General features: G+C 33.8%; 22 protein-coding genes and 1 pseudogene. 13 read left to right on the forward strand and 10 right to left on the reverse strand.

From position 1 onward, the window contains the following. Nucleotides 1–1176: a GlmU family protein gene (locus tag V7719_RS04910; RefSeq protein WP_335728756.1), complete on the reverse strand. Its 1176-nt coding sequence runs from the start codon at nt 1174–1176 to the stop codon at nt 1–3. A gap of 101 nt (nt 1177–1277) precedes the next feature. Beyond that, on the reverse strand, nt 1278–1529 hold the full coding sequence (locus V7719_RS04915) for a type B 50S ribosomal protein L31 (RefSeq protein WP_335728757.1): 252 nt from the start codon (nt 1527–1529) through the stop codon (nt 1278–1280). A gap of 159 nt (nt 1530–1688) precedes the next feature. Here V7719_RS04915 and V7719_RS04920 point away from each other — a divergent pair, with 159 nt between their 5' ends. From V7719_RS04920 to V7719_RS04935, 4 genes are all read left to right on the forward strand, one after another. Further along, a complete protein-coding gene (locus V7719_RS04920) occupies nt 1689–2222 on the forward strand; it encodes a DUF4199 domain-containing protein (protein WP_335728758.1) in 534 nt (177 codons plus the stop codon). Between the two features lie 44 nt (nt 2223–2266). Beyond that, entirely contained in the window at nt 2267–3214 is a 948-nt protein-coding gene (locus V7719_RS04925) for a glycosyltransferase family 2 protein (protein WP_335728759.1), read from the forward strand. Between the two features lie 100 nt (nt 3215–3314). Next, nucleotides 3315–5045: a phospho-sugar mutase gene (locus tag V7719_RS04930; protein ID WP_335728760.1), complete on the forward strand. Its 1731-nt coding sequence runs from the start codon at nt 3315–3317 to the stop codon at nt 5043–5045. Next, entirely contained in the window at nt 5045–6871 is a 1827-nt protein-coding gene (locus tag V7719_RS04935) for an ABC transporter ATP-binding protein (RefSeq protein WP_335728761.1), read from the forward strand. Before V7719_RS04930 ends, V7719_RS04935 begins: the two co-directional genes overlap by 1 nt. Nucleotide 6872: 1 nt before the next feature. Here the strand turns inward: V7719_RS04935 and V7719_RS04940 are convergent, their stop codons facing one another. Further along, nucleotides 6873–7901, reverse strand: a complete 1029-nt coding sequence (locus V7719_RS04940; RefSeq protein WP_335728762.1) for a hypothetical protein — start codon at nt 7899–7901, stop codon at nt 6873–6875. A 368-nt stretch (nt 7902–8269) separates the two neighbouring features. On the opposite strand from V7719_RS04940, the gene V7719_RS04945 reads away from it, so the two are divergent. From V7719_RS04945 to V7719_RS04955, 3 genes are read left to right on the forward strand one after another with little or no spacing between them, the layout of a single operon-like run. Continuing rightward, entirely contained in the window at nt 8270–8812 is a 543-nt protein-coding gene (locus V7719_RS04945) for an RNA polymerase sigma factor (RefSeq protein ID WP_335728763.1), read from the forward strand. 30 nt (nt 8813–8842) lie between these two features. After that, nucleotides 8843–9349 (forward strand): hypothetical protein, encoded by a 507-nt coding sequence (locus V7719_RS04950; RefSeq protein ID WP_335728764.1) that lies wholly within the window; start codon nt 8843–8845, stop codon nt 9347–9349. Further along, the gene (locus V7719_RS04955; protein WP_335728765.1) at nt 9346–9795 is read left to right on the forward strand and encodes a sensor of ECF-type sigma factor; all 450 of its coding nucleotides are present in this window, start codon (nt 9346–9348) and stop codon (nt 9793–9795) included. The genes V7719_RS04950 and V7719_RS04955 overlap by 4 nt, the downstream gene beginning before the upstream one ends. 29 nt (nt 9796–9824) lie before the next feature. On the opposite strand, the gene V7719_RS04960 is transcribed toward V7719_RS04955, so the two are convergent. From V7719_RS04960 to V7719_RS18785, 6 genes and pseudogenes are all read right to left on the reverse strand, one after another. Continuing rightward, on the reverse strand, nt 9825–10889 hold the full coding sequence (locus V7719_RS04960; RefSeq protein WP_335728766.1) for a WD40/YVTN/BNR-like repeat-containing protein: 1065 nt from the start codon (nt 10887–10889) through the stop codon (nt 9825–9827). Nucleotides 10890–10967: 78 nt separating this feature from the next. Further along, nucleotides 10968–11618, reverse strand: a complete 651-nt coding sequence (locus V7719_RS04965; RefSeq protein ID WP_335728767.1) for an SCO family protein — start codon at nt 11616–11618, stop codon at nt 10968–10970. Nucleotides 11619–11627: 9 nt separating this feature from the next. Beyond that, a complete protein-coding gene (locus V7719_RS04970) occupies nt 11628–12074 on the reverse strand; it encodes a toxin-antitoxin system YwqK family antitoxin (protein WP_335728768.1) in 447 nt (148 codons plus the stop codon). 123 nt (nt 12075–12197) lie between these two features. Then, a complete protein-coding gene (locus V7719_RS04975; RefSeq protein ID WP_335728769.1) occupies nt 12198–13064 on the reverse strand; it encodes a YHYH protein in 867 nt (288 codons plus the stop codon). 74 nt (nt 13065–13138) lie between these two features. After that, the gene (locus V7719_RS04980; RefSeq protein WP_335728770.1) at nt 13139–13387 is read right to left on the reverse strand and encodes an EF-hand domain-containing protein; all 249 of its coding nucleotides are present in this window, start codon (nt 13385–13387) and stop codon (nt 13139–13141) included. Between the two features lie 59 nt (nt 13388–13446). Beyond that, a pseudogene (locus tag V7719_RS18785) lies at nt 13447–13551 on the reverse strand (YHYH protein); the annotation flags it as partial. 184 nt (nt 13552–13735) lie between these two features. On the opposite strand from V7719_RS18785, the gene V7719_RS04985 reads away from it, so the two are divergent. Both V7719_RS04985 and V7719_RS04990 read left to right on the forward strand, forming a co-directional pair. Continuing rightward, on the forward strand, nt 13736–14950 hold the full coding sequence (locus V7719_RS04985; RefSeq protein ID WP_335728771.1) for an RsmB/NOP family class I SAM-dependent RNA methyltransferase: 1215 nt from the start codon (nt 13736–13738) through the stop codon (nt 14948–14950). A 97-nt stretch (nt 14951–15047) separates the two neighbouring features. Next, on the forward strand, nt 15048–16187 hold the full coding sequence (locus tag V7719_RS04990; RefSeq protein ID WP_335728772.1) for an endonuclease: 1140 nt from the start codon (nt 15048–15050) through the stop codon (nt 16185–16187). Between the two features lie 55 nt (nt 16188–16242). Here V7719_RS04990 and V7719_RS04995 read toward each other — a convergent pair whose 3' ends face one another. Beyond that, nucleotides 16243–17346: a bestrophin family protein gene (locus V7719_RS04995; RefSeq protein ID WP_335728773.1), complete on the reverse strand. Its 1104-nt coding sequence runs from the start codon at nt 17344–17346 to the stop codon at nt 16243–16245. 168 nt (nt 17347–17514) lie between these two features. Between V7719_RS04995 and purL the strand changes: the two genes are divergently transcribed. The 4 genes from purL to V7719_RS05015 all read left to right on the forward strand — a co-directional run bounded on the left by purL (nt 17515) and on the right by V7719_RS05015 (nt 26153). Further along, nucleotides 17515–21192, forward strand: a complete 3678-nt coding sequence (gene purL, locus V7719_RS05000; RefSeq protein ID WP_335728774.1) for a phosphoribosylformylglycinamidine synthase — start codon at nt 17515–17517, stop codon at nt 21190–21192. Between the two features lie 194 nt (nt 21193–21386). Beyond that, a complete protein-coding gene (locus V7719_RS05005; RefSeq protein ID WP_335728775.1) occupies nt 21387–23159 on the forward strand; it encodes an AMP-dependent synthetase/ligase in 1773 nt (590 codons plus the stop codon). Between the two features lie 128 nt (nt 23160–23287). Further along, nucleotides 23288–23743 carry a MarR family winged helix-turn-helix transcriptional regulator gene (locus tag V7719_RS05010; RefSeq protein ID WP_335728776.1) on the forward strand — a complete coding sequence of 152 codons (456 nt, stop codon included), beginning with the start codon at nt 23288–23290 and terminating at the stop codon, nt 23741–23743. 1 nt (nt 23744) lies between these two features. Next, complete coding sequence (locus V7719_RS05015; RefSeq protein ID WP_335728777.1) at nt 23745–26153, forward strand: 3-hydroxyacyl-CoA dehydrogenase/enoyl-CoA hydratase family protein; 2409 nt, start codon at nt 23745–23747, stop codon at nt 26151–26153.

The raw sequence follows: 26153 nt of genomic DNA on the forward strand, positions 1-26153 counted from the left end.
TTAACTTTTTCTCCATTTTTTAGTCTCTTCAAAGACATGTTCCAATATACTTTTATCAACTTCGGAAAACTCAATATCTCGTCGTTTCATAACCACTTCGGCTACTTCAAACGCTTTTTTGGTCAAGAATGTTGTAAATCCGGAATGTCCTCCCCAAGAAAAACTTGGAATGAAGTTTCTAGGAAAACCACTTCCGAAGATATTAGCACTAACTCCAACAACTGTACCAGTATTAAACATCGTATTAATTCCGCATTTACTGTGATCACCCATCATGAGTCCGCAAAACTGCAACCCGGTTTTTGCAAAACCTTCAGTTTGATAATCCCATAAACGCACTTCGGCATAATTATTTTTTAAATTGGAATTATTGGTATCTGCACCTAAATTACACCATTCTCCGATCACTGAATTCCCTAAAAATCCATCATGCCCTTTGTTAGAATGCCCAAAAATCACTGAATTATTAACTTCTCCTCCAACCTTACTATGTGGTCCAACCGTTGTTGGTCCATAAATTTTGGCTCCTAGTTTTACTGTTGCATGATCACATAAAGCGAAAGGCCCTCTAATGATACTGCCTTCCATAACTTCAGCATCCTTACCAATATATATTGGGCCAGAATTAGCATTTAAGGTCGTAAATTCTAGCTTGGCGCCTTCTTCGATAAAAATATGTTGTGCGCCTAATATATTGCAAGTACTTGGTATGGATTGCGATTCTCTATCATGAGTAAGCCAGTCAAAATCGGCTTGGATGGCTTCCCCATTATTGGCAAAAATATCCCAAGTATGTTCGATTTTTAAAACATCCCCGTCGTACTCTATGGCTTCGTAAGTATCGAAATTAATTTCATCTTGCGTATCTTTTGAGAAAAACGCAATCACATCTTCTCCTGAAAATACGGCTTGATTTTCTTCTAGTCCTTCTATGATTTCGACCAATTTTTTATTTGGCAAGTAAGACGCATTAATCATTACATTTTCATCCATCTCTACCATTGGATACTTTTCAGATAGGTACTCTTCTGTTAAAGTTGTTATGGTAAAACCAAGTTGATTTTCCCATTTTTCTCTAATGGTGAGAATACCAACTCTAATATCTGCAACTGGTCTTGTGAATGTAAAAGGCAACAGATTGTTACGCGATGGACCGTCAAAAAGAATGTAATTCATAATCAAACTTGGTGTTAGACGTTAAAAGTAAATGAATTATAGAAAACAAAAAAGCCTTCGAGGAAAATCCTGAAGGCTTATGAAATATCTGTAGTCTAAGTTTATTTTTTAAACTTAGCGTATTTGGTTTTGAATTTATCGATACGTCCTGCTGTATCAACTAATTTAGATTTACCAGTGTAATATGGGTGTGACGTTCTTGAAATTTCCAATTTAACCACTGGATATTCAACACCATCAACATCAATTTTTTCACTCGTCTCAGCAGTAGATTTAGTTAAAAACACGTCTTCGTTTGACATATCTTTAAACGCTACTAATCTATAATTTTCTGGATGTATTCCTTTTTTCATCTCTTTAATCTTTAAAATCCTTACTATTTTGGAGGTGCAAATTTAAGTAAAATTTGTAAATTACCAATGATTTCTTTCTTTTTTATTTAGAAAGTAAATGTAACAATTTTAATTAATAAGATACTAACTAACATAATAACTAAATAATCAACTCAAATTATGGAAAAATCATTAAAATCAACCGCAGTAAACTATGGCATATATCTAGCATTAGGTCTAGTTTTATATACTGTTCTATGTTATGCATTAAATATAGAATTGATAGTTAACTTTTGGATAAACCTTCTCCTTATGCCTTTGATAATAATAACAATAGGAGTTATATCAAGCGCAAAATCAAAAAGTATTCTCGGAGGGTTTATGAGTTTCAAACAAGCATTCACAGCCTATTTCATACCGATTGCAATTGGCGTAACGATAAGCACAATAGTGACAGTTATTATTTTCAACTTTATTGACCCAGACTCTGCGTTATATATAAAAGAACTTGTAATTACGAAAACTCAGGGATTTATGGAAAATATGGGTGCGCCTCAAAGTGAAATTAACAAAACCATCGCTCAAATGGAAGAGCAAGATACATTTGCTATTGGCACACAATTAAGATCATTAGCTCAGAGTTTAATCTTTTTTACTGTTATAGGTTTAATAGTTGCATTAATAATGAAGAAAAAAGATCCTAACGAAGCTTAAAAAAATTCAGTATTTTTGAAATATCAAATTTTCAAAATCACTAAATGAATATATCAGTAGTCATACCACTACTTAACGAACAAGAATCAATAACAGAATTACACGATTGGATTGCAAAAGTTATGCTATCCAATCGTTTTTCTTATGAAATCATTTTTATAGATGATGGTAGTACAGATGATTCTTGGTTTACCATAATGCAATTATCCCAAAAGGATGCTAATGTTAAAGGTATTCGGTTTTTAAAAAATTTCGGTAAATCGCAAGCACTTCATGCTGGTTTCACCAAAGCAGAAGGAGATGTTGTTATTACTATGGATGCCGATTTACAGGACAATCCAGAGGAGATCCCAGAACTCTATAATATGATTGTAGTTGATAAATTCGATCTCGTTTCTGGTTGGAAAAAGAAGCGATACGATTCTGTGATTTCTAAAAACCTTCCATCAAAATTATTCAATTGGGCAGCACGACGAACCTCTGGTGTAAAACTTCATGATTTTAATTGCGGACTCAAAGCCTACAACAAAAATGTGATTAAAAATATTGATGTTAATGGTGAAATGCATCGCTATATTCCTGTTCTAGCTAAAAATGCAGGTTTCTCAAAAATTGGAGAAAAAGTGGTTCAACATCAAGCCAGAAAATATGGCGTGACCAAATTTGGGATGGATCGTTTTATTAACGGCTTTTTAGACTTGATTACGATTTGGTTTTTATCTAGATTTGGAAAACGACCAATGCACTTGTTTGGAGCTTTAGGCGTAATCATGCTTGCCATTGGATTTGTATTCGCCGCTTATTTAGGCTTCGATAAGCTTTTCCTCAATCCTACTGGTCGATTAATTACCGATCGTCCACAATTTTACATCTCATTAACCACCATGATTCTCGGTTCTCAATTTTTTGTAGCTGGGTTTTTAGGTGAGCTTATACTTCGTTCTAAAAGAGGTGGAAGTCTTTATTTGATAAAACAAGAGCTAAACTTTTAGCTTTAAACCAATTTTAACGTAAACGTTATAGTGTAATTTATTACATCTATTTTACCCAAAAATCATTCAATTACCTACTTTTGTAGCATAATTATTATACATGACACACATTGAACCTCAACTATTAGAACGCGTCAATACATGGCTAACGCCAACTTTTGACCAAGAGACTCAAAACCACATAAAAGATTTAATTGCTAACAAAACTAGCGAACTCCAAGAGAGCTTTTATAAAAATCTTGAATTTGGAACAGGCGGAATGCGAGGCATTATGGGACCTGGTACAAATAGAATCAACAAATACACTTTAGGGAAGAACACCCAAGGGCTAAGTAATTATCTAAAGCAATCGTTTCCAGCTGAACCTCTTAAAGTGGCAATTGCTTATGATTGTAGACATAATAGTAATACATTGGCAAAAGTAGTGGCTGATGTCTTTTCGGCAAATGGAATACACGTCTATCTTTTTGAAGATTTACGTGCTACGCCAGAATTATCTTTCGCTTTAAAACATTTAAACTGCCATTGTGGAATTGTATTAACTGCATCTCATAATCCACCAGAATACAATGGTTATAAAGTGTATTGGCAAGATGGCGGACAAATAGTACCACCACAAGATGCAGAGATTATTGCTGAGATTAATCGTTTGGACTATTCTGAAATTAAATTTGAAGCCAACGAAAATAATATAGAATATATAGGTCAAGAGGTTGATGACGTTTTTATAAATAAATCTGTTAAAAACGGAAGTTTTGATACGCCATCAGAAGCTAAGGAAAATCTAAATGTTGTATTTACTTCATTACATGGTACATCTATCACAGTAGTTCCTGAAACTTTAAAGCGTGCAGGCTATAGCAATGTTCATATTGTAGAAGAACAACGGAAACCAAATGGTGATTTCCCAACAGTAAAATCTCCAAACCCAGAAGAACCTGAAGCGCTTAAAATGGCTGTAGAATTAGCCGATAAAGTTGATGGTGATATCGTGATTGGTACAGATCCTGATTGCGATCGTTTAGGTGTCGTGGTTAGAAATCTTGAAAATGAATTGGTTATTCTTAATGGAAATCAGACCATGATATTAATGACCGATTTCCTTTTAAAACAGTGGAAAAACTCAGGTAAAATTAATGGTAATCAATTTATTGGATCGACCATTGTTTCTACACCTATGATGTCTGTTCTAGCAGACGCATATAAAGTAGAATGTAAAATTGGGTTAACTGGTTTTAAATGGATTGCTAAAATGATTAAAGACTTCCCTACTGTAGACTTTATTGGTGGAGGTGAAGAAAGTTTTGGCTTTATGGTAGGTGACTTTGTAAGAGATAAAGATGCAGTAACATCTACACTTCTAGCTTGCGAAATTGCAGCTCAAGCAAAAGCAAAGGGCCAAACGATGTATCAAACTTTAATTGATTTATATATAGAACATGGCTTTTATAAAGAGCGATTAATCTCAATAACTAAAAAAGGAATTGAAGGTGCTCAAGAAATCAAACAAATGATGGTTGATGCTCGTAAAAACCCTTTACGTGAAGTCAATGGCTCAAAAGTAATTCGCGTTGAAGACTACGAATTATCCATTGTCAAAGATTTGGTTTCAGGAAAAGAAAGCACAATAGATATTCCAAAATCCAATGTTTTGATTTATTATACTGAAGACGGAAGCAAAATAGCATTACGTCCAAGTGGAACAGAACCAAAAATAAAGTTCTACATTAGCGTAAATACTACTCTAAATAATGTGTCAGCATTTAAAGCTACGGAACAAAAATTAGAAGATCGTATTGATGCCATCTTAAAAGACATGAAACTTATTTAATGAATTATTTCAAACAAATACTTCGATTTGCAATTCCCTATAAAGGCTATGCCATATTAAATATTATTGCAAATATTTTTTATGCCCTATTTTCAGGTTTATCTTTTATGGTATTAATGCCTTTATTAAAAGTTTTATTCGATAATGATGCAGAAAAAGTATTAAAAGAACCAACTTATAAAGGTTTTACTGATGCTGCAACTTATTTTAATGATTATTTAAATTATCATATAGGCGAGCTCGCTGATAACGACGCTTCAAAAGCGCTAACCTTTGTAATCATTCTAATTCTTACTGTTTTCTTCCTTAAAAATATATTTAATTACCTAGCAATGTACTTTATTACATTTTTAAGAAATGGAACGTTAAAAGACATCCGTAACGAACTCTACGGCAAAACAATTGAACTACCTCTTTCTTACTTTTCCGAAAAGCGAAAAGGAGATATCATGGCAAGATTAGGTACAGATGTGCTAGAGATTCAACATTCGTTTTTATCTATATTAGAATTATTTTTCAGAGAACCTTTAACTATCATTTTTACAATTTTATTTATGCTTACTATTAGTGTAAAGCTTACACTCTTCGTATTCATATTTATTCCTATTTCCGGAATTATTATCTCCTTAATAGGTAAAAATTTAAAAAGAAAATCTGATAAAGTTCAAAAAGAACAAGGCTATTTTTTATCCTTATTAGAAGAATCATTAGGCGGATTAAAAGTGATTAAAGGCTTCAATATGGAAGGCCTTTTTAATAAGAAATTCCAAGATTCAACTAAGCGTTTCTTTCATTACTCAAACTCACTTCTCAATAGAACAAATCTAGCGAAACCAACAAGTGAATTTTTAGGTATTGGTGTTATTGGTGTTTTATTATGGTTTGGAGGACGTATGGTATTAGTTGAAGGAAGCCTTGGAGGTGAACAATTTTTGACATTTATGGGACTTGCCTATAATATTTTAACACCAGCAAAAGCCATCAGTAAAGCAAGTTATAGTGTTAAAAAAGGAAATGCCGCAGCAGAACGTGTTTTAGAAATCTTAAATACAGAATCGCCTCTAAAAGATAATCCTGATGCTATTACTAAGACTGATTTTACTTCTGAAATTGCACTAAATAATATCTCTTTTAAATATGAAGACGATTTAGTACTTAAAGCCTTTTCTATCAAAGTGCCAAAAGGAAAAAGCGTCGCCTTAGTTGGGCAATCTGGAAGTGGAAAATCTACCATAGCTAATTTAGTAACGCGATTTTATGATGTTAACGAAGGCTCTATTTCTATAGATGGAACAGATATAAGAACCTTAACTAAACATTCTCTTCGAGATCTAATGGGATTAGTAACTCAGGATTCTGTTTTATTTAATGACACAGTAAAAAATAATGTTTTATTAGGGAAAGAAGGCGCTACAGATGAAGAGGTTATAGAGGCTTTAAAAATAGCCAATGCCTGGGAGTTTGTGAAAGATTTAAAAGGTGGTTTAGATTTCAATATTGGCGATTCAGGAACAAAAATTTCTGGAGGACAAAAGCAACGTTTAAATATTGCTAGAGCAGTTTTAAAGAATCCACCAATTATGATTCTAGACGAAGCAACATCAGCATTAGATACTGAAAGCGAACGCATAGTTCAAGATGCTATAGAGAACATGATGAAAAACAGAACCTCTATTATAATTGCACATCGTTTATCTACTATTAAAAATGCAGATGAGATTATCGTCATGAATAAAGGTGAAATTGCTGAGCAAGGCACACACAACGAACTCATTGCTAAAAATGGTGTTTATAAAAAGTTGGTAGACATGCAGAGTTTTGAGTAGCTTACTGAGAACGTACTAGAAGATAAGAATTTACAATAGTGATACTATCTGATGCTGCATTATTTGTATTGTTCCAACCAAAAACATGTATTTCGTGTGCATTAGTACCTGCATTCCAATCGACCCAACTACTTGTTGCTATTCCTCCTGTCTGAGTTGACGCATACGTCCATCCTGAAGCGTTTGTAATAGCAAATGTTTGCGTGGCACCATCATGAGCTCTAAGCTGAAAATTATTTGTCCCTAAGGCATTGGTATAACGTATAACCAGTTTAACCTGAATATTTCCTGTTGTATTATAAACTGTAGGCTCAATTGATGAATTCATCATGTTTAAATCTACTCCTACTGTTCCATGATTCATATCATAATTCCCGTTTGAATAAATAGGAATTGAAGACACTGGGTTTACATTATCTACCCAAGTGACACTACCATTAGCATCAGTCTGCATAATTTGATCAACTGTACCTCTACTCGCTGGTAAAATATAATTGTCTGTAGTTGTTTGTCCTATTGAAAATTGACCACCTAAAAAATAGCCAGAATAAATATCATTATTTGCTGGTGTTCCATTTACTGTGCTATAAATACCATATATATTTCCTGTATTACTAGCATTGGTTATATCGGAATAGAACCCATAACTGTTACTATCCACACCTGTAGCCTGACCTATAAAACTAGATACGCCATACATATCAGTTGTTGTCGCGCCAGAACCTGGCTTAAAAACCTCACTGTAAATTCCATAACGCGTAGCAGTTCCAGCTCCAGAGACATTATTAAAGATCCCATATTTTGCTGCTGTAAGTGATGGCATACTTGAATTTGTAAGATGCAGACTATACGTGTTTTGCTGAGCTATAGATGTACTGTTCAGGTCTACCTGAATACCTTTTCGCTCAGATGTAGCGGTTGCTTCTGTTACAACATCAAGTTGAGCAGATGGGTTCGTTGTACCAATTCCAACTTGAGAAAAAATAAAAAACGGAACGCATAAGACGACTAATAGAATATTAAACTTCATAACGATTAAATAAAAGATACTGCTATCAAGATAATATATTTATATCCAGCGTCATAAAAAAAATGGAATAAGGCTATAAAAATCGATTTAAGAAGAACGTAAAAAAAAGAAAAGGATGCGATTTGGGTCGTATCCTTTTCAATTCTATTACCATATTTGGGGACAATGGCAATATTTAAGTAGGTTAGGCTGGAACAAACATAAATGAAATAAGTATAGTATGCAAGAAAAAAATGCATTTCAACGTTATTTTATACACTTTATCGATGTTATATAATTCAACTACTTGATTTGCAATGAATTAAAAAATAACTTATTTTTCATTAAACTTTCAGTAAATTGATGAGTCTAAAGAGAAAGCATTTTTATTGAATAACGAACAGGATTTCATACAACAACTTGCAAGCCCAAAGACCAGAGAACTAGCCTTTAAAGAACTATTGAAATTATACAAGGAAAGGCTCTATTGGCATATTCGTCATATGGTTAAATCTCATGACGATGCAGATGATGTGTTGCAAAACACGTTTATTAAAGTCTATAAAAATATCCATAACTTTAAAGGGGATAGCAAATTGTACTCATGGATGTATCGTATTGCAACCAACGAATCGATTACACATATCAATAAAAATGCTAAACATTTAAATTTAAACAACGAGGAAACACATCAGCTTATGGTGAATAATTTAAAAGCCGATGTTTATTTTGAAAGTGATGCCATCCAACTTAAATTACAGCAGGCCATTGCGACTTTGCCTCAGAAGCAACAGCAAGTGTTTAATATGAAATATTTTCAGGATATTAAATATAAGGACATGTCAGATATTTTAGAAACTAGTGAAGGTGCACTCAAAGCATCTTATCATATTGCAGTAAAAAAAATAGAAGCAATTTTAACACAAGATTAAACCAATTAAAGACTTCAGAGTCTTATAGATATGACACAGAAAAAATTAGATACAATTAAAACTTCAGGATTTAAAATACCCAAGGATTACTTTTCGCAAGTTGAAGAGCAAATCCTTAATGAAGTGCATCTAAAAGACAAAGTTGACACATCTGGTTTTGATGTTCCTGAGTCGTATTTCGAATCTTTTGAGGAAAAGATATTTAACAAAATAGAAGCCGAAACTGAGACAAAAGTCGTGTCACTCATTGGTTGGAAAAAAATCATTTACGCTTCAGCAATTGCAGCAGCTTTGGTTTTAATGTTTAACGTGTTCTTTTCTTCGGAAAAAATAACTTTTGATTCTCTTGAAATAGCTTCTATTGAAAATTACATCGAACAAGAAGACTATTCAAATTATGAATTAGCATCGCTTCTAACTGAAGAAGAATTAAGTAAAGACAATTTTATAGATAACGAAATACCAGAAAATTCAATTGAAGACTATTTATTAGAACATGTTGAAATTGAAGATTTAATTATAGAACAAACACAATGAAAAAAACACTCATAACACTGTTTTTTATAGCATTAACGGTTAGCGTTTTCGGACAAAGAAAAGAACGACAAGAACGCATTAAGGCTTTAAAGATTGCTTTCATTACTGATAAATTAGAACTCAGTGAAACTGAAGCTCAAAAGTTTTGGCCAGTTTACAATGCTATTGAAGAACAAAAAAACATGTTACGCAAAGAAGCTCAAAAAATGCGTAAAGATTTGAATTTTGAATCTTTAACCGATGAACAAGCTAAAAAACTTATAAAAGATATGCTCGGGCTTGAAAACAGAAAGCACAATTTACATAGTAAACAAATAAACGATCTGTTAAAAGTGATTCCTGCAAAAAAGATTATTTTACTCAAGGTTGTTGAAGACCAATTCAATAAACGGATGTTTGAGGAAATGAAAAAACGACGTGAAAAGTTTAAAAAGAATAAACCTTAAAAAAGAAAGAAGCCCATTGGCTTCTTTTTTTATTCTCTAAACGTCAACTTAGATATACGACCTTTCCCTGCAGCATAAGCAACACTATCATTTAAAAAGCGAATCGTATAAAAACCTTCATCACTTAAATGTGTCCACGAATCTCCAGCATCATTGGAATAATCAATACCTTTAAATCCGATAGCAACCAATTCCTTCCCTTCTCCATTAGGAACATATTTCACACAACTTCTATAACCTGGTGATTGGTTTTTCGCTACAAGTTTCCATGTTTTTCCACCATCTTGTGTTCTAATTTTATTAGCACTACTATCTGCTGGTTTCGTATAATCACCTCCAATAGCAAAACCATTATTTTCATCGTAAAAATCGATGGAATACATTCCTGTTGTTTCTAAACCTTGAACGATTGGTGTGTCATAAACTTCCCAAGTTTTTCCTTTATCAGAAGAATATAAAATGCGACTCGACTTTCCACCTGTAGCAACCCAAGTATGATCTCCTATGATGGCTATATTGGTATCACTAGCTGCAAAAGCCGCTTCACCTTCTTTAGCTATTGGTAGATCCTCACAGGACAATTTCGTCCATATGCTTCCACCATCACGTGTAATTAAGATACTCATACAATCATCGGTTGGATCACCAATGGCAATACCTTCTTGATCGTTCCAGAAGTCCATGGAGTCGTAGAAGGCTTTCTCGTGGTTTTCTTGGTAGACTAAATTATGATTTAAATAAACTTTATTCTTTTGATGATAGTCTAATTTATATATTAAAGCAGGAGATTCAATACTCATATAGAATAAGTTTTTACCATTGAATGCAGAAGATCTAAAAGAATACTTTAAACTATCACTGTGAACTAAACCAGTAACTAGCGAACCATCGTCCAAAATTATTCCATTCTTACCATCCCCTGAAGCATAATAAATATTCCCATCAATAACTTCAATTGCTCTAATGTTTAATGTAGAATCAACAATAATATCTTTTTTCCAAAATTTAGTATATTGTCTTTGTGGAATTTCATCATTATTCTTACAGGAAAATAAGACAGAGATAATTACTATTATAGGTAGTAAGCTTTTCATAGGTTTTAAATTTCTTTAAAAATAGAAAAGCTTTGCGAATAATCACAAAGCTCTTCAAATTAACATCAAACTAATCAATCAATCTTCCTTTTGTAAAAGTTTTATATGTCGTATTAAGCGCTGAAGATCAAATTCTATAGTGCCATTAAAAACCCCTCTTATATAACCTTCTTTATCCACTAGTATAAAATTTTCGGTGTGGATAAACTCGCTTTCATCTTGTGTCTTTTTAAAGTCTTCGTCTGCAAAATAGCCGTTTCTGGCAATGGCATATAGTTGATCTTTGTCACCTGTAACTAAATTCCATTTTTTAGAATCGACATTATTATTTATCTCATAGGTTTTTAACTTTTCAACTGAATCCACCCACGGCATAACAGAATGAGACAATAATAAAATCTCATCGTTATCTTTATAAACATCTTGAAGCAAATGCATGTTTTTCGTCAGCTTAGGACAAATACCAGGACAAGTAGTGAAAAAGAAATCTGCAACGTATAACTTTCCTTTATACGTCGCATTGTTTATTGTAATTCCGTCTTGATTAGTAAAAGAGAATTCCGGAATTTTGTGTGCAACCTTTTCCCATTTTGGTGTGAAATCGGGCGAATCAAAATAAGGCAATTTTGTTGCTGAAACTTCAACTTCTCCAACTTCCTCTTTGCTTTTATTTTTTTCAGCACAAGAAAAGCATATCGCAAAAACAAATATTATAAATAATGGTTTCATCTGTATCTTTTATTTTACGTTGTTACTACCTACAGTGACCTGGTAGCATTTTTTTAATCCAATCAATCCAAACCGCTCACCATTAATTACTTCGTAGTTTGCTCTTATTTTCCCAGTTTCATACCATAATTTTTGGCTTCCAACTTCCTTTCTATTGATGTAATTAAAATCTCTAAATAAGGTTCCAGTTTCATACCATTCTTTAACATTGCCATTATACTCGCCTTTATCATTGAAGTGATACACAAATTTCGGATTCCTATTTTCCCACCATGCTTTATGGATTCCTACTTTTAAGCCATTATTATAAAAACGCTTTGAGGCGACTGAATCATTTTGATGCCAAATAGTTTCTAGACCTTCCTTTTTCCCTTGACTATAATTTGTCTGAGATTTCATTTTCTTTGAATCATAATACGATTCTAATGCACCAATAAATGGTTCATTTTTATACATCAAAACACCATTTAGTAAATCGAGTTCAGTGTTAGTATTTTGAATAACTAATTCTTTATTTGATTGCTGGCATGATTGCAATACGAAAAGAAAAAAAAGACTATATAGAGAAAACCTTTTCAACTAGTTTGTAATATTTCCTGGTGTTCCGTAAAACCCATTTCCGTTAAGATATGGATCATCAGCAGTAACATGATAGTGATAAATTCCATCAGGAAAATCTGCAGTGGCAGTTGTATGTCCATGATATGCATCTAAATCTGAAGACGTAATAACTTCTCCATTTTCTAACGGTCCATAAACAGGAAATCCATCGGCAAGCAATCCTAAGAATGCATCTTCCCCAAACTCTTGAGTTAAATGCGTTGGTTCTATGTGGTAATGATAAGCTCCTTGTTGTTGTGGATGTCCTAACCACTGATCAAAAGAATTAATCTCATTAGTTAAAGGTTGATTTGGTCCTGCATACTGATTATAAAATACGACTCCATTTCTAGAAATCCCCATAGCACCTAAAGCTGTAGCTTGATGATTTGTGTCTTCCGCTGGATTTAATGGAATTGTAAACGTAATATTTTGTGCCGTGATCGCATTAGGGTTTTGATTAAAGTTTGAATTGGTTCCATTATATGCTTCATATAATGAATTATTAGTTGGCCAATAAGGACTTGTATGATTTGGTAAATCTTGTGTTGTAAATGTTACAGTATTTCCATTAACTGCATAAGATAATCCTGTGCCATCAAAAAGCGCTAATAGTGATGAAATATCATAATTTGTACTTACTGGATTGTCATCCGTATCTGAATTGTTTGAAACATAACCATCTGGTTGTTCGCAAGCATCTTGACTTACATCTGGGTTTCCTAAACCATCTCCATCTAAATCTTGATACCATGTAGATTCTGTGCATGAGTTATCATCATCACTCGAACAAGCTATAAAAGCTAAAATCACTATTGACAGTACTACTTTAATTCCGTTTTTCATTTATTAGTTTGATTAGTTTTTCTTTGGACTAAATAGACCAATGAAAGTTTAATTCTTATAAAAATATTTTATTCTTAATCTCTACGACCTTGTGATCTTTGACCATTAGGTCGTGGTGCTTTTTCTATTTCTTCTTTCGTAAGAAATCCATCATTGTTAGTATCTATTTTGGAAAAGTTATTTGCTAATGGACCTTTCACTTCTTTTGGAGATAGTCTTCCGTCGTTATTATTGTCCATCTTTTCAAATAGTCGAGCAATGTTTGGCCGTCCGGCCTGACCACCTTGCTGTCCTCTAGGTTCTTCTTGTTCAACTTCTCCCATAAACAACGACTTACATATGGAAACTCATTAGTTACGAGATACATGTATTCTCCGTCAATTGTAATACCGTTGCAATCATCTAAATCACCAGAACCGTCTACATATTCAAAATCTGAAGTAAATGTGCCATCATGAGAATGGTCATCATGACTCTGCTGTGAGATGTTTTTATTGTTCTATAAATTCGGTTTCTATCAAAAAATGATGGTTATAGGCTGTTTAATTAAATTTAGATGTTATTCTGAATAAAAACTTGCGCGATTTTCTATTTTTTTCAAAAGATAATACTTTTTGTAGTTTTCTATATATGAACTTTTAATGTACCTTTGCATGCTTAATTTTTTTATAATGCGTTTACACAGAAATTTATGCTTTGCAGTCATCGACGGATTAACATTAATCCTTAACGAAGGCAAATATGCAGACAAAGTTATCCAACAACTACTTAAGCGTGACAAGCGTTGGGGAAGTCGCGATCGCGGTTTTGTTGCAGAGACCACTTATGATATTGTAAGATGGAAACGTCTATATACAGAGATTGCAGAAGTCAAAGCTCCTTATGACAGAGAGAACATTTGGCGTATTTTTGCAGTTTGGGCAACGCTAAGAGGGATAAAATTACCAGATTGGAGCTATTTTGAAAATACACCTCTTAGAAAAATAAAAGGTCGTTTTGATGAACTTTCTAAAACTCGAAAATTCAAAGAATCTATTCCAGATTGGTTAGATGAATTAGGTGTAAAAGAATTAGGAGAATCTATTTGGACTAAAGAAATCGCTGCTCTAAATGAACAAGCAGATGTGATCCTACGAGTTAATACACTTAATACTACAAAAGATAAATTACAGTCCCTTTTATTTGACGATCAGATTGAAACTGAAAGCATCAAGGGGTACACAAATGCACTTAAACTCAAAGAAAGAGCCAATGTTTTTCAAACCGAAGCTTTTAAAAACGGTTTCTTTGAAGTACAAGATGCATCATCACAATTAGTAGCTGAATTTTTGGACGTAAAGCCTGGAATGAGAGTTGTTGACGCTTGCGCAGGTGCTGGTGGAAAAGCACTTCACATCGCCTCGTTAATGGAAAATAAAGGTCAAGTTATTGCTCTAGATATTTATGCAAACAAATTGAATGAACTCAAACGTCGAGCAAAACGTAATGGTGCTTTTAATATTGAAACACGACCAATTGAATCGACTAAAGTTGTAAAAAAATTATATGACAAAGCCGATCGTGTTTTAATTGATGCACCTTGTTCTGGATTAGGGGTTCTGCGCAGAAACCCTGATGCCAAATGGAAATTACAACCCGAATTTATTGAAAAGATAAAGACTACACAACAAGAAATTTTACAACAATATTCTAGAATTGTTAAAGATGGTGGAAAACTAGTGTATGCTACATGTTCTATACTTCCTTCAGAAAACAAAGCACAGATTGATGCATTTTTAACATCTGAATTAGGAAAAGATTTTACCTTTGTAAAAGATAAAAGCATATTATCACATCAATCAGGATATGATGGATTCTATATGGCTCTATTAGAAAAGAAGAAATAAAATCACAATGAAACGAGCATATTAAAAGCCTATCACCCAAGGGAAATGATTAATAGCGAACAGAATGTGACCATTGAAAAGCAATAAATATAAACACATGAAACACATTTACTTTATAATCGCATTATTGATTGCTGGAACAGCTTCAGCTCAAATCCCTTCAGGATATTATAGTTCTGCTACAGGAACTGGCTTTACACTAAAAACCCAATTAAAGGATATTATTGACAACAATAATGACGGACTCTCTAACGAGTTTATCGCTCAAGATTTAGGGTATTCTGCATTATATGTGACTTATCAAAATTCTGATGTTGATATATATTTTGAAAACAATGGGACTATATTAGACATGTACTCCGAAAGAGTTACTCAAAATCCAGATAATTCAAGTACGAATTTACCAGATGCTTATGAGTATACCTTTGGTGTAAATCAAGATGATGGCACTATGGGGACAGCAGAAGGACAACGTTACAATAGAGAGCATACTATTCCACAGTCTTCTTTTAATAGTGGTTCTCCAATGCGAAACGATGCACATTTTGTGATTCCATCTGATAAATATGTAAATGCTCAAAGAGGAAATTTACCTTATGGTATTGTTAATACATCACTTCAAAATGATGAATATACTAACGGAACTTTAAGAGGTGATAATCAAAATTCTGGAGTTTCAGCTGGATACTCTGGAGATGTCTTTGAACCAATTGAAGAATTTAAAGGCGATATCGCTAGAATGCATTTTTTCTTTGTAACGCGTTATGAAGATCAAATAGCTGGTTTCAATTATGTTATGTTTGATGGTTCATCGAATCAAGCTATCGACCAGCCGTTTTTAGACATTCTATATAACTGGCACATAAATGACCCAGTTTCTCAAAGAGAAATTGATAGAAACAATGCTATTTTTGATAGACAAGACAACAGGAATCCTTTTATTGATAATCCACAATATGTATTCGATATTTGGCAACTATTATTGTCTACTGAAGAATTTGAAACTGTTGAAAACATAAAAATGTACCCTAATCCAGCTAACGGAAATGAGGTTACTATTCAATCTAACCAAGATATTGTTGCTGAAGTTTATGATATTCTAGGTAAAAAAGTGACCGTTCAAAACATTACTTCAAATCAAAGGAAATTAAATATTTCTGGATTATCAAAGGGGATGTACATAGTGAAACTAAATTCAATAGAAGGTAGCACGACAAAAAAATTAATCAAACAATAACGTATTGTTTAGACTATAAAAAAAAGCGTCCCGATAATTCGGGACGCTTTTTTTGTTACATAATTATATCATTTTTCCATACATAAGGTTCTGGAATATTAGTGTCATCAATTAACTGTCTTATATCAATCTCAATACCACGACTCATATTAGTAATTGGGACGTCGTTTGGCCCACCTTCAAAAGGATTTTCAGTATTTTCTCCAATAACTTCCATTGTATGAAACACCCAAGCTAAAAGTGTGCTAAAAGGAATTGAGAACCACACAAAATGTGTTGCGATAAACTGTTGTATTCTATGCAGAGTTGACGTATGTGATTCATGGTTTACTAAATCTGCAGTAATATGTTCACCAATCGCCTCAAACTCTTGCATAATACCAAAAGGCAGTAGAATAATAAATATCCAAACAAACATATAATTGAGTGTTGCAAATTGTCTTGGATATGGAAAATTTTTGATACGCTCACTCTTCCCTTGTAAAGTGTAAAATTCAACAAGCATATTAGCCATTTCCATATGCCTAAAATCTTCAATTGCACCTTGTTGCATCAATTCCTTTAATCGTCTTGATTGCACACCTAATAATTGCGAGGCTCTGTTTCCTTTAGCAAAAATTTCTTTGTATTCTTCTTCAGAAATATAACCCTTAATGGCCTCTTCAATAGGCATCGTATCCTCGCAAACCCAATAGTAATTCTCTCTAAATTCTAGATTTGATTTACCGGTCTTCAAGTGCTGTTCCCAAGGCTTGTCTGCACGCATCTGGTAACGCAAAGCAGTTAACCACGCTACATGTCTATGAACCAGCTCTTTATGAATTGTACGCAAATCATTATCAGATAAAGGCGCTTTAGTGTGGTCATTATTAATAAAATCTTTAACCATTATTGTCCAAGAGCGCGATGCATTTACAATGCCTCCCCAAATTTTACGGGCTTCCCACATTCTATCGTAAGATGCATTATTTTTGAAACCAATAATAAAGGCTACAGCTGTACCCATAACACCCAAAGGCAACCAAGGCACATGCAACCATTTAAGCCCAATAACATCAAATAAAATAACTGGAATGGTCGATAAGATTAAGAATAAAAAAATATGACGACGTGTCCATTTTATAACGCCAGCTACAGGAAATATTCGTTTAGTATACATAGAATTGGTTTAAAAAAACTAAAAGTAAATAAATTAGATTAGAATAAGAATATGCCCATGTGAATTATTTAGTGAATAACTCTCAATTTTCAATAACATAATCTAAATAAGTTACATTGAAAAAGCTTAAATTTGGGCTTTCAAAAAAACAACACAAAATACGATATAATGATTCATTTCTTCGGAAACCAAAACAGTAAAATATTTGCTGTTCAAGCAACAAAAGAATTATCAACAGACACCATAGCAAAATTGACATGGTTATTTGGCAACCAACCTAAATTAGAACAAGAATCTCTCGATGCTTGTTTTGTTGGCCCACGTGCTGCGATGATTACACCTTGGAGTACCAATGCCGTTGAGATTACCCAAAATATGGGAATCGAAGGCATTATTCGTATTGAAGAGTTTGAATCTTGCGAGACCGATTACAATGGTCATGATCCAATGATTTCTGAAAAATACAATGGCTTACATCAAGATTCTTTTACGATTGATATTCAACCTGAAGACATTCTAGACATTGAAGATATTTCGGCTTACAATCAACAAGAAGGTTTGGCTTTAAATGATGAAGAAATTGAATACCTAGAAGGCGTTTCAAAAAAAATTGGACGACCTCTTACCGACTCTGAAGTTTTCGGATTCTCACAAGTGAATTCAGAACACTGTCGTCACAAAATATTTAACGGAACCTTTGTTATCGATGGTGAAGAAAAGTCGACCTCACTTTTCAAGATGATTAAAGAAACGGCTAAGCAAAATCCGAATGACATTGTTTCGGCGTATAAAGATAATGTCGCTTTTATTAAAGGCCCAAAGGTTGAACAATTCGCACCAAAACGTGCTGATGTTCCTGATTTCTATGAGAAAAAAGAATTCGAATCTGTAATCTCACTTAAAGCCGAAACACATAACTTCCCAACAACAGTAGAACCTTTCAATGGTGCTGCAACTGGATCTGGTGGAGAAATTCGTGATCGATTGGCTGGAGGAAAAGGGTCATTACCATTAGCTGGAACAGCCGTTTATATGACATCATATTCGCGTTTGGAAGCTAATCGGCATTGGGAACAAAAATTTGAAGCTAGAGATTGGCTATATCAAACGCCAATGGATATTCTAATAAAAGCTTCAAACGGAGCATCAGATTTCGGTAACAAATTCGGGCAACCGCTAATTACGGGTTCTGTTTTAACTTTTGAGCATGAAGAGAACGCTTCATCAAGTGCGTCAAAAGCTAGAAAATTAGGTTATGATAAAGTCATTATGCAAGCTGGCGGTATTGGCTATGGCAAAGCAGAACAAGCCTTAAAAGACACCCCTAAAGAAGGAGATAAAATTGTAATTCTTGGTGGAGAAAACTACAGAATTGGAATGGGTGGAGCCGCAGTTTCCTCTGCAGATACAGGAGAGTTTGCTTCTGGTATTGAGTTAAATGCTGTACAACGTTCTAATCCAGAAATGCAAAAACGCGCTGCTAATGCTGTTCGTGGCATGGTAGAAAGTGAAGAAAACTTTATTGTTTCTATTCATGATCATGGTGCTGGTGGACACTTAAACTGTCTTTCAGAATTAGTAGAAGACACAGGTGGATATATTGATTTAGATAAATTACCTGTTGGAGACCCAACACTTTCAGCAAAAGAAATTATTGGTAACGAATCTCAAGAACGTATGGGATTAGTTATTGCAGAAAAACATATAGATACTTTACAAAAAATAGCAGAGCGTGAACGTTCTCCAATGTATACAGTTGGTTATGTTACAGGTAATGACAGATTTACTTTTGAATCTAAAACCAAAGGAGACAAACCAATGGATTTAGCCTTAGAAGATATGTTTGGTAGCTCTCCAAAAACTGTTCTAACCGATCAAACAGTTAAAAGAAACTACAAAAACCCTAGGTATAAAACCAAAAACTTACAAATCTATTTAAAACAAGTTTTACAGTTAGAAGCTGTTGCTTGTAAAGATTGGCTAACAAATAAAGTGGATCGATGTGTTGGTGGTAAAGTTGCTAAACAACAATGTGTTGGCTCTTTGCAAATTCCTTTAAATAATGTTGGTGTTATGGCATTAGACTATAACGGAAAAGAAGGAATTGCAACGTCTATAGGACACTCTCCTATTTCTGGTTTAATAAACCCTGAAGCTGGAAGTAGAAATAGTATTACTGAATCTTTAACTAATATTATCTGGGCGCCTTTAAAGGATAATTTACAATCTGTTTCACTTTCAGCCAACTGGATGTGGCCTTGTAAAAATGAAGGTGAAGATGCTCGTTTATATAAAGCCGTAAAGGCTATATCTGATTTTTCAATAGATTTAGGAATCAATGTTCCAACTGGAAAAGATTCGTTGTCTATGAAACAAAAATATCCTGATGGGGAAGTCATTTCTCCAGGAACAGTGATTATTTCGGCTACAGCAAATTGTAATGAAATTTCTAAAGTTGTAGAACCTGTTTTACAACAAAATGGAGAAAATATTTATTATATCAATATTTCACAAGATGGTTTTAAATTAGGCGGAAGTGCTTTTAATCAAACATTAAATACTATCGGAAATGAAGCTCCGGATGTTAAAAATTCTAGTTTTCTAAAACACACTTTTAATACAATTCAAAATCTAATTAAAGCTGATAAAATTTCTGCAGGGCACGATGTTGCCTCTGGTGGATTAATTACAACGTTATTAGAAATGTGTTTTGCTGATAGAAAATTAGGCGCAGATTTTAATATATCAGCTTTAAATGAAGAAGATTCTATAAAAGTACTATTTGCAGAAAACGCAGGAATTGTTTTTCAAGCAGACAGTTCTGTAGAAACAATTTTATCAGAAAATAATATTGAGTTTTTCAATATAGGAACTGTAAATGATTCAGAAAAAGTAACCATCATAAATAATGAAGATACGTTCTCTTTTGATGTTTCTGAAATGAGAGACATGTGGTATAAAACCTCTTTCCTACTCGACCAAAAACAAACAGCAAACGGATTGGCGGAAGCACGTTATAACAATTATGCGCAATTGCCTTTAACTTATAATTTTCCGAAGAATTTCACAGGAAAATTACCAATTATAGATCCCAGCAAACCAAGACCAAAAGCAGCTATTCTTCGTGAAAAAGGAAGTAACTCTGAACGCGAAATGGCAAATGCGATGTATTTGGCTGGTTTTGATGTGAAGGATGTACATATGACCGATTTAATTTCGGGTCGTGAAACTCTAGAAGACATTCAGTTTTTAGGTGCTGTTGGAGGTTTCTCAAACAGTGATGTTTTAGGATCTGCAAAAGGTTGGGCAGGAGCTATTAAATACAACGAAAAAGCAAACAAAGTCATAAAGAGTTTCTTTGAAAGAGAAGACACCCTATCTGTTGGTATTTGTAATGGCTGTCAGTTATTTATGGAATTGGAGCTTATTAATCCAGAACATGATGAACACGGAAAAATGCTACATAATGATTCTAAAAAACATGAAAGCGCATTTACTTCAGTAACCGTTCAAGATAACAATTCTGTGATGCTGTCTACATTAAAAGATACAACGTTAGGAGTTTGGATAAGTCATGGCGAAGGAAAGTTTAATCTTCCAAAGAACGAAAGTGACTATAATATTGTTGCTAAGTATGGTTATGATAGTTATCCAGCAAATCCAAATGGTTCAGACTATAACACAGCGATGCTATGTGATACAACTGGTCGTCACTTAGTCATGATGCCACATATTGAACGTTCAACATTTCAATGGAATTGGGCAAATTATCCTGAAAACAGAACAGACGAGGTGTCGCCATGGCTAGAAGCTTTTGAAAATGCTAGAAAATGGATTGATAATTAAAAATCAAACCCTTTTCGTCTCCAATTAAAAATTCTGAAATGAAATCGAAAAATTAATAGAGAAGGTTTATTAGTTTTAGTTAAAATTCAATAAAAAAGGAGCTATGTCATTGTAGCTCCTTTTTTTTGTGTTCACATATGAAATTCATTATTAATTTCATATTTTGCAATACTACAATCTTATCAAATTATTTAATGACAGAAATAACCAGACTTTTTGATTTTCCATACTATCAGTTAGAAGTTCATAATTTGGACGCCGCTTTAGTTACTAAGTATGACGGGAAATGGGTAAAAACATCCACTCAAGAATACGTAGACAAGGCCAATGCGATAAGTAGAGCCTTATTGAAACTCGGAATTCAAAAAAATGATAAAATTGCAGTTATTTCATCTACCAATAGAACTGAATGGAACATCATGGACATTGGTATTCTTCAAACTGGAGCTCAAAACATTCCAATCTATCCAACCATTTGTGCCGAAGATTACGAATATGTATTAAACCATAGTGAATCGATTTATTGCTTTGTTTCAGATATTGAAGTCTACGAAAAAGTAAAGAAAGTTATAGCTAATACGAAAGTAAAAGACGTCTATTCTTTTGATCATATTGAGGGTTGTAAACATTATTCTGAATTATTTGAACTCGGTAAAGACGAAAATAATCAACCAGACGTTGAAGCCAGAAAGAATGAAGTAACTCCAGATGACTTAGCAACAATAATTTACACCTCTGGAACTACAGGAAAACCAAAAGGAGTAATGTTGACCCATGATAACATAACGAGCAATGTATTAAATAGTATTCCTAGATTACCATTATCTGAAGGAAATTCAAGAATATTGAGCTTCCTACCAATATGTCATATCTTCGAACGCGTCCTTATATATGTATATCAACATGCTGGTGTATCAATTTATTTCGCAGAAGGCATCGATAAAATTGGAGACAATGCAAAGGAAATCAAACCTAATTTAATGAGCGTTGTACCACGATTACTTGAAAAAGTTTTTGATAAAATAATGCTTAAAGGAGAAGAACTTAAAGGCATTAAAAAAGTATTATTCCTTTGGGCTGTTAAGTTAGGAGAACAATGGGAACCCTATGGTGCAAATGGAGCTTGGTATGAATTCAAACTAAAAATTGCTAGTAAATTAATCTTCAGTAAATGGAGAGAAGCCTTAGGAGGCGAATTATCTACAATGGTCTCAGGTAGCGCACCACTTCAACCAAGATTATCTAGAATATTTTCTGCTGCCGGGATGAAAGTCATGCAAGGTTATGGTCTCACTGAGACATCTCCTGTAGTTTCAGTAGAAATGTATAAAGACAATCACTTTAGAATAGGTACTGTTGGCAAGGTTATAAAAAATGTCGAAGTTAAAATTGCCGAAGATGGCGAAATTTTAATTAAAGGCCCCAATGTTATGAAAGGGTACTTTAAAGATCCCGAAAAAACAGCAAGTGTTATGACTGGTGAGTATTTCCATTCAGGTGACAAAGGTGAAATTGATGATGACGGATTTTTAAAAATTACTGGACGTAAAAAAGAAATGTTTAAAACCTCTGGTGGAAAATATGTGATTCCTCCGCTTTTAGAAAACGAAATGAAGCAATCGCTTTTCATAGAACAAATTATGGTCGTTGGCGAAAGTGAAAAAATGCCAGCAGCAATAATACAACCTAATTTCGAATTTGTTCGAGACTGGATTGACCATAAAGGACACCCTATAGGCACTTCAAATGCAGAAATTGTAACTTCTGAAGTTGTGATTAAACGTATTCAAAAAGAAATAGACAAGTACAATAAAAACTTTGGGAAATGGGAACAAATCAAACGTTTTGAACTCACACCTGATGTCTGGTCAATTGATGGTGGGCATTTAACACCTACCATGAAAATGAAACGTGACATCATAAAAGGGATTTATCAAGATCTTTATGATAAGATATATAGAGCTTAAAAAATCACTTCCTCTTATTACTAGACCTCTCTATCCAAACATCTAAATACTATGCATGCATAATTTTTTATTAAATACTATGCGTGCATAGTATTTTTTATTATCTTTGATTTTCTAAAATTCAAAGCATGAAGGATAAAACCATCGATTACGTATTAAGAACCACATGGTTAGCAGTTAACAAGATGTACAACGAAGAAGCTTCTCAATTTGATACAACAATGGCTACTGGCTTTGCTTTGCTAAGTATAGACCCTGAAAAAGGCACACCTTCTACTTCTCTTGGTCCAAAAATGGGAATGGAAGCGACTAGCCTTTCCAGAACTTTAAAAACCATGGAAGAAAAGGGGCTAATCATAAGAAAACCAAATCCAGAAGATGGTCGAGGTGTTTTAATTCATCTCACCCAATTTGGCATAGAAAAACGAGACTATTCCAAAGAGAAAGTACTCATGTTCAATGAAACTATTAAAGATAACGTTTCAGAAGAAGAACTGATGCACTTCTATAAAGTTGCCGAAATCATTAATAATATGATTTCTAACAAACAGATATACAACCAAAAAGAACACAGTTTAAAATAAAATGAGCAAACGTAGAATTAAAAAAATAGCCATTATTGGTTCGGGAATTATGGGAAGCGGTATCGCTTGCCATTTTGCTAATATTGGTGTTGATGTCTTATTATTAGACATCGTACCTAGAGAACTTAATGATAAAGAAAAAGCTAAAGGATTAACTTTAGAAGATAAAGTTGTTAGAAACCGTTTGGTGAATGACGCGCTTACAGCTTCTATTAAATCTAAACCGGCACCACTTTATCATCCATCTTTTAAAAATCGCATCACTACAGGTAACCTTGAAGATGATATCTCCAAAGTGGCAACTGTAGATTGGATTATGGAAGTTGTTGTTGAACGTTTAGACATCAAACAACAAGTCTTTGAAAAATTAGAACAACATAGAACTCCTGGAACCTTAATCACATCAAATACATCTGGTATTCCTATCAAATTTATGAGTGAAGGACGAAGTGAAGATTTTCAAAAGCATTTCTGCGGAACGCACTTCTTTAATCCAGCACGTTACTTAAAATTATTTGAAATTATACCAGGACCGAAAACGGATGCTTCAGTTTTAGAATTCTTAAATGGTTATGGTGAACAATTCTTAGGTAAAACATCAGTTATTGCAAAAGACACACCTGCTTTTATTGGAAACCGTATTGGTATTTTTAGTATTCAGAGTTTATTTCACGCCGTAAAAGATTTGGATCTAACTATTGAAGAAGTCGATAAATTATCAGGCCCAGTAATTGGTCGTCCAAAATCGGCAACCTTTAGAACCGTTGATGTGGTTGGCCTAGACACATTAGTTCATGTGGCAAACGGCATTTACGATAACTGTCCTAACGACGAACGATTAGAGCTTTTTAAATTACCTGATTTCATCAATACCATGATGGAAAACAAATGGCTAGGAAGCAAAACCGGACAAGGGTTCTACAAGAAAACTGTTTCAGCTGAAGGTAAAAAAGAAATTTTATCTCTAGACCTAAACACATTAGAATATCGTGCTGCTAAACGCGCAAAATTCGCAACTTTAGAATTAACTAAAACAATTGATAAAGTAGCAGATCGATTTAAAGTATTAATAAAAGGAAAAGATAAAGCAGGTGAATTCTATCGCAAGAGTTTTGCAGCCTTATTTACGTACGTGTCTAATCGTATTCCGGAAATCACTGATGATTTATATAAAATTGACGATGCAATGAAAGCTGGATTTGGCTGGGAACATGGACCTTTCCAAATTTGGGATGCCATTGGTGTTGAAAAAGGAATTGAAATGATGAAAGCTGAAGGTTTAGAGCCTAATTCTTGGGTAAATGACATGTTAGCATCAGGAAGCACATCATTCTATTCAGTTAAAAACGGGGCGACTTACGCTTATGATATTCCGAAGAAAACACAAGAAAAAATTCCTGGTCAAGATAGCTTTATCATATTAGATAATATTAGGAAAACTTCCGAAGTCTTTAAAAATTCTGGAGTTGTAGTAGAAGACTTAGGTGATGGAATTTTAAATGTAGAGTTTCAATCTAAAATGAATACCATTGGTGGTGACGTCCTTGCTGGATTAAATAAAGCTATTGACTTGGCTGAAAAAGATTTTGCAGGATTAGTTGTTGGTAACCAAGCGGCTAACTTTTCCGTTGGAGCAAACATCGGTATGATTTTCATGATGGCTGCAGAGCAAGAATATGATGAGCTTAATATGGCTATCAAATATTTCCAAGATACAATGATGCGTATGCGTTATTCATCAATCCCAACTGTTGCTGCTCCTCACGGAATGGCACTTGGTGGTGGTTGTGAGCTATCAATGCACGCTGATAAAGTAGTTGCAGCAGCAGAAACATATATTGGGCTTGTAGAGTTTGGTGTTGGTGTGATTCCTGGTGGTGGAGGTTCTAAAGAAATGGCTTTAAGAGCATCTGATACATTCAAAAAAGGAGATGTGCAATTAAACACACTTCAAGAATACTTTCTTACAATTGGTATGGCAAAAGTAGCAACTTCAGCCTACGAAGCATTCGATTTAGGAATCCTTCAAAAAGGAAAAGATGTCGTTGTGGTAAATAAGGACCGTCAGATTGCAGTTGCAAAACAACACGCTAAATTAATGGCAGACATGGGTTATACACAACCTGTAAAACGTACTGATGTAAAAGTTCTTGGTAAACAGGCTCTAGGTATGTTTTTAGTAGGAACAGATGCGATGAAAGACTCTAACTATATTAGTGAGCATGACATGAAAATCGCTAATAAATTAGCTTACGTTATGGCTGGTGGTGATTTATCTGAACCAACACTAGTAAGCGAACAATACTTATTGGATTTAGAACGTGAAGCCTTCTTAAGCTTATGCACAGAGCGTAAAACATTAGAACGTATCCAACACATGTTAACCAAAGGAAAACCTTTAAGAAACTAA

It is taken from the genome of Psychroserpens sp., from assembly GCF_036960315.1.
Lineage (GTDB): Bacteria > Bacteroidota > Bacteroidia > Flavobacteriales > Flavobacteriaceae > Psychroserpens.

Bases quoted from the DNA above. Each gene is read 5' to 3' on its own strand.
- V7719_RS04910 (WP_335728756.1), bottom strand. From the start codon at position 1,176: ATGAATTACATTCTTTTTGACGGTCCATCGCGTAACAATCTGTTGCCT.
- V7719_RS04915 (WP_335728757.1), bottom strand. From the start codon at position 1,529: ATGAAAAAAGGAATACATCCAGAAAATTATAGATTAGTAGCGTTTAAA.
- V7719_RS04920 (WP_335728758.1), top strand. From the start codon at position 1,689: ATGGAAAAATCATTAAAATCAACCGCAGTAAACTATGGCATATATCTA.
- V7719_RS04925 (WP_335728759.1), top strand. From the start codon at position 2,267: ATGAATATATCAGTAGTCATACCACTACTTAACGAACAAGAATCAATA.
- V7719_RS04930 (WP_335728760.1), top strand. From the start codon at position 3,315: ATGACACACATTGAACCTCAACTATTAGAACGCGTCAATACATGGCTA.
- V7719_RS04935 (WP_335728761.1), top strand. From the start codon at position 5,045: ATGAATTATTTCAAACAAATACTTCGATTTGCAATTCCCTATAAAGGC.
- V7719_RS04940 (WP_335728762.1), bottom strand. From the start codon at position 7,901: ATGAAGTTTAATATTCTATTAGTCGTCTTATGCGTTCCGTTTTTTATT.
- V7719_RS04950 (WP_335728764.1), top strand. From the start codon at position 8,843: ATGACACAGAAAAAATTAGATACAATTAAAACTTCAGGATTTAAAATA.
- V7719_RS04955 (WP_335728765.1), top strand. From the start codon at position 9,346: ATGAAAAAAACACTCATAACACTGTTTTTTATAGCATTAACGGTTAGC.
- V7719_RS04960 (WP_335728766.1), bottom strand. From the start codon at position 10,889: ATGAAAAGCTTACTACCTATAATAGTAATTATCTCTGTCTTATTTTCC.
- V7719_RS04965 (WP_335728767.1), bottom strand. From the start codon at position 11,618: ATGAAACCATTATTTATAATATTTGTTTTTGCGATATGCTTTTCTTGT.
- V7719_RS04970 (WP_335728768.1), bottom strand. From the start codon at position 12,074: ATGTATAAAAATGAACCATTTATTGGTGCATTAGAATCGTATTATGAT.
- V7719_RS04975 (WP_335728769.1), bottom strand. From the start codon at position 13,064: ATGAAAAACGGAATTAAAGTAGTACTGTCAATAGTGATTTTAGCTTTT.
- V7719_RS04980 (WP_335728770.1), bottom strand. From the start codon at position 13,387: ATGGGAGAAGTTGAACAAGAAGAACCTAGAGGACAGCAAGGTGGTCAG.
- V7719_RS04985 (WP_335728771.1), top strand. From the start codon at position 13,736: ATGCGTTTACACAGAAATTTATGCTTTGCAGTCATCGACGGATTAACA.
- V7719_RS04990 (WP_335728772.1), top strand. From the start codon at position 15,048: ATGAAACACATTTACTTTATAATCGCATTATTGATTGCTGGAACAGCT.
- V7719_RS04995 (WP_335728773.1), bottom strand. From the start codon at position 17,346: ATGTATACTAAACGAATATTTCCTGTAGCTGGCGTTATAAAATGGACA.
- purL (WP_335728774.1), top strand. From the start codon at position 17,515: ATGATTCATTTCTTCGGAAACCAAAACAGTAAAATATTTGCTGTTCAA.
- V7719_RS05005 (WP_335728775.1), top strand. From the start codon at position 21,387: ATGACAGAAATAACCAGACTTTTTGATTTTCCATACTATCAGTTAGAA.
- V7719_RS05010 (WP_335728776.1), top strand. From the start codon at position 23,288: ATGAAGGATAAAACCATCGATTACGTATTAAGAACCACATGGTTAGCA.
- V7719_RS05015 (WP_335728777.1), top strand. From the start codon at position 23,745: ATGAGCAAACGTAGAATTAAAAAAATAGCCATTATTGGTTCGGGAATT.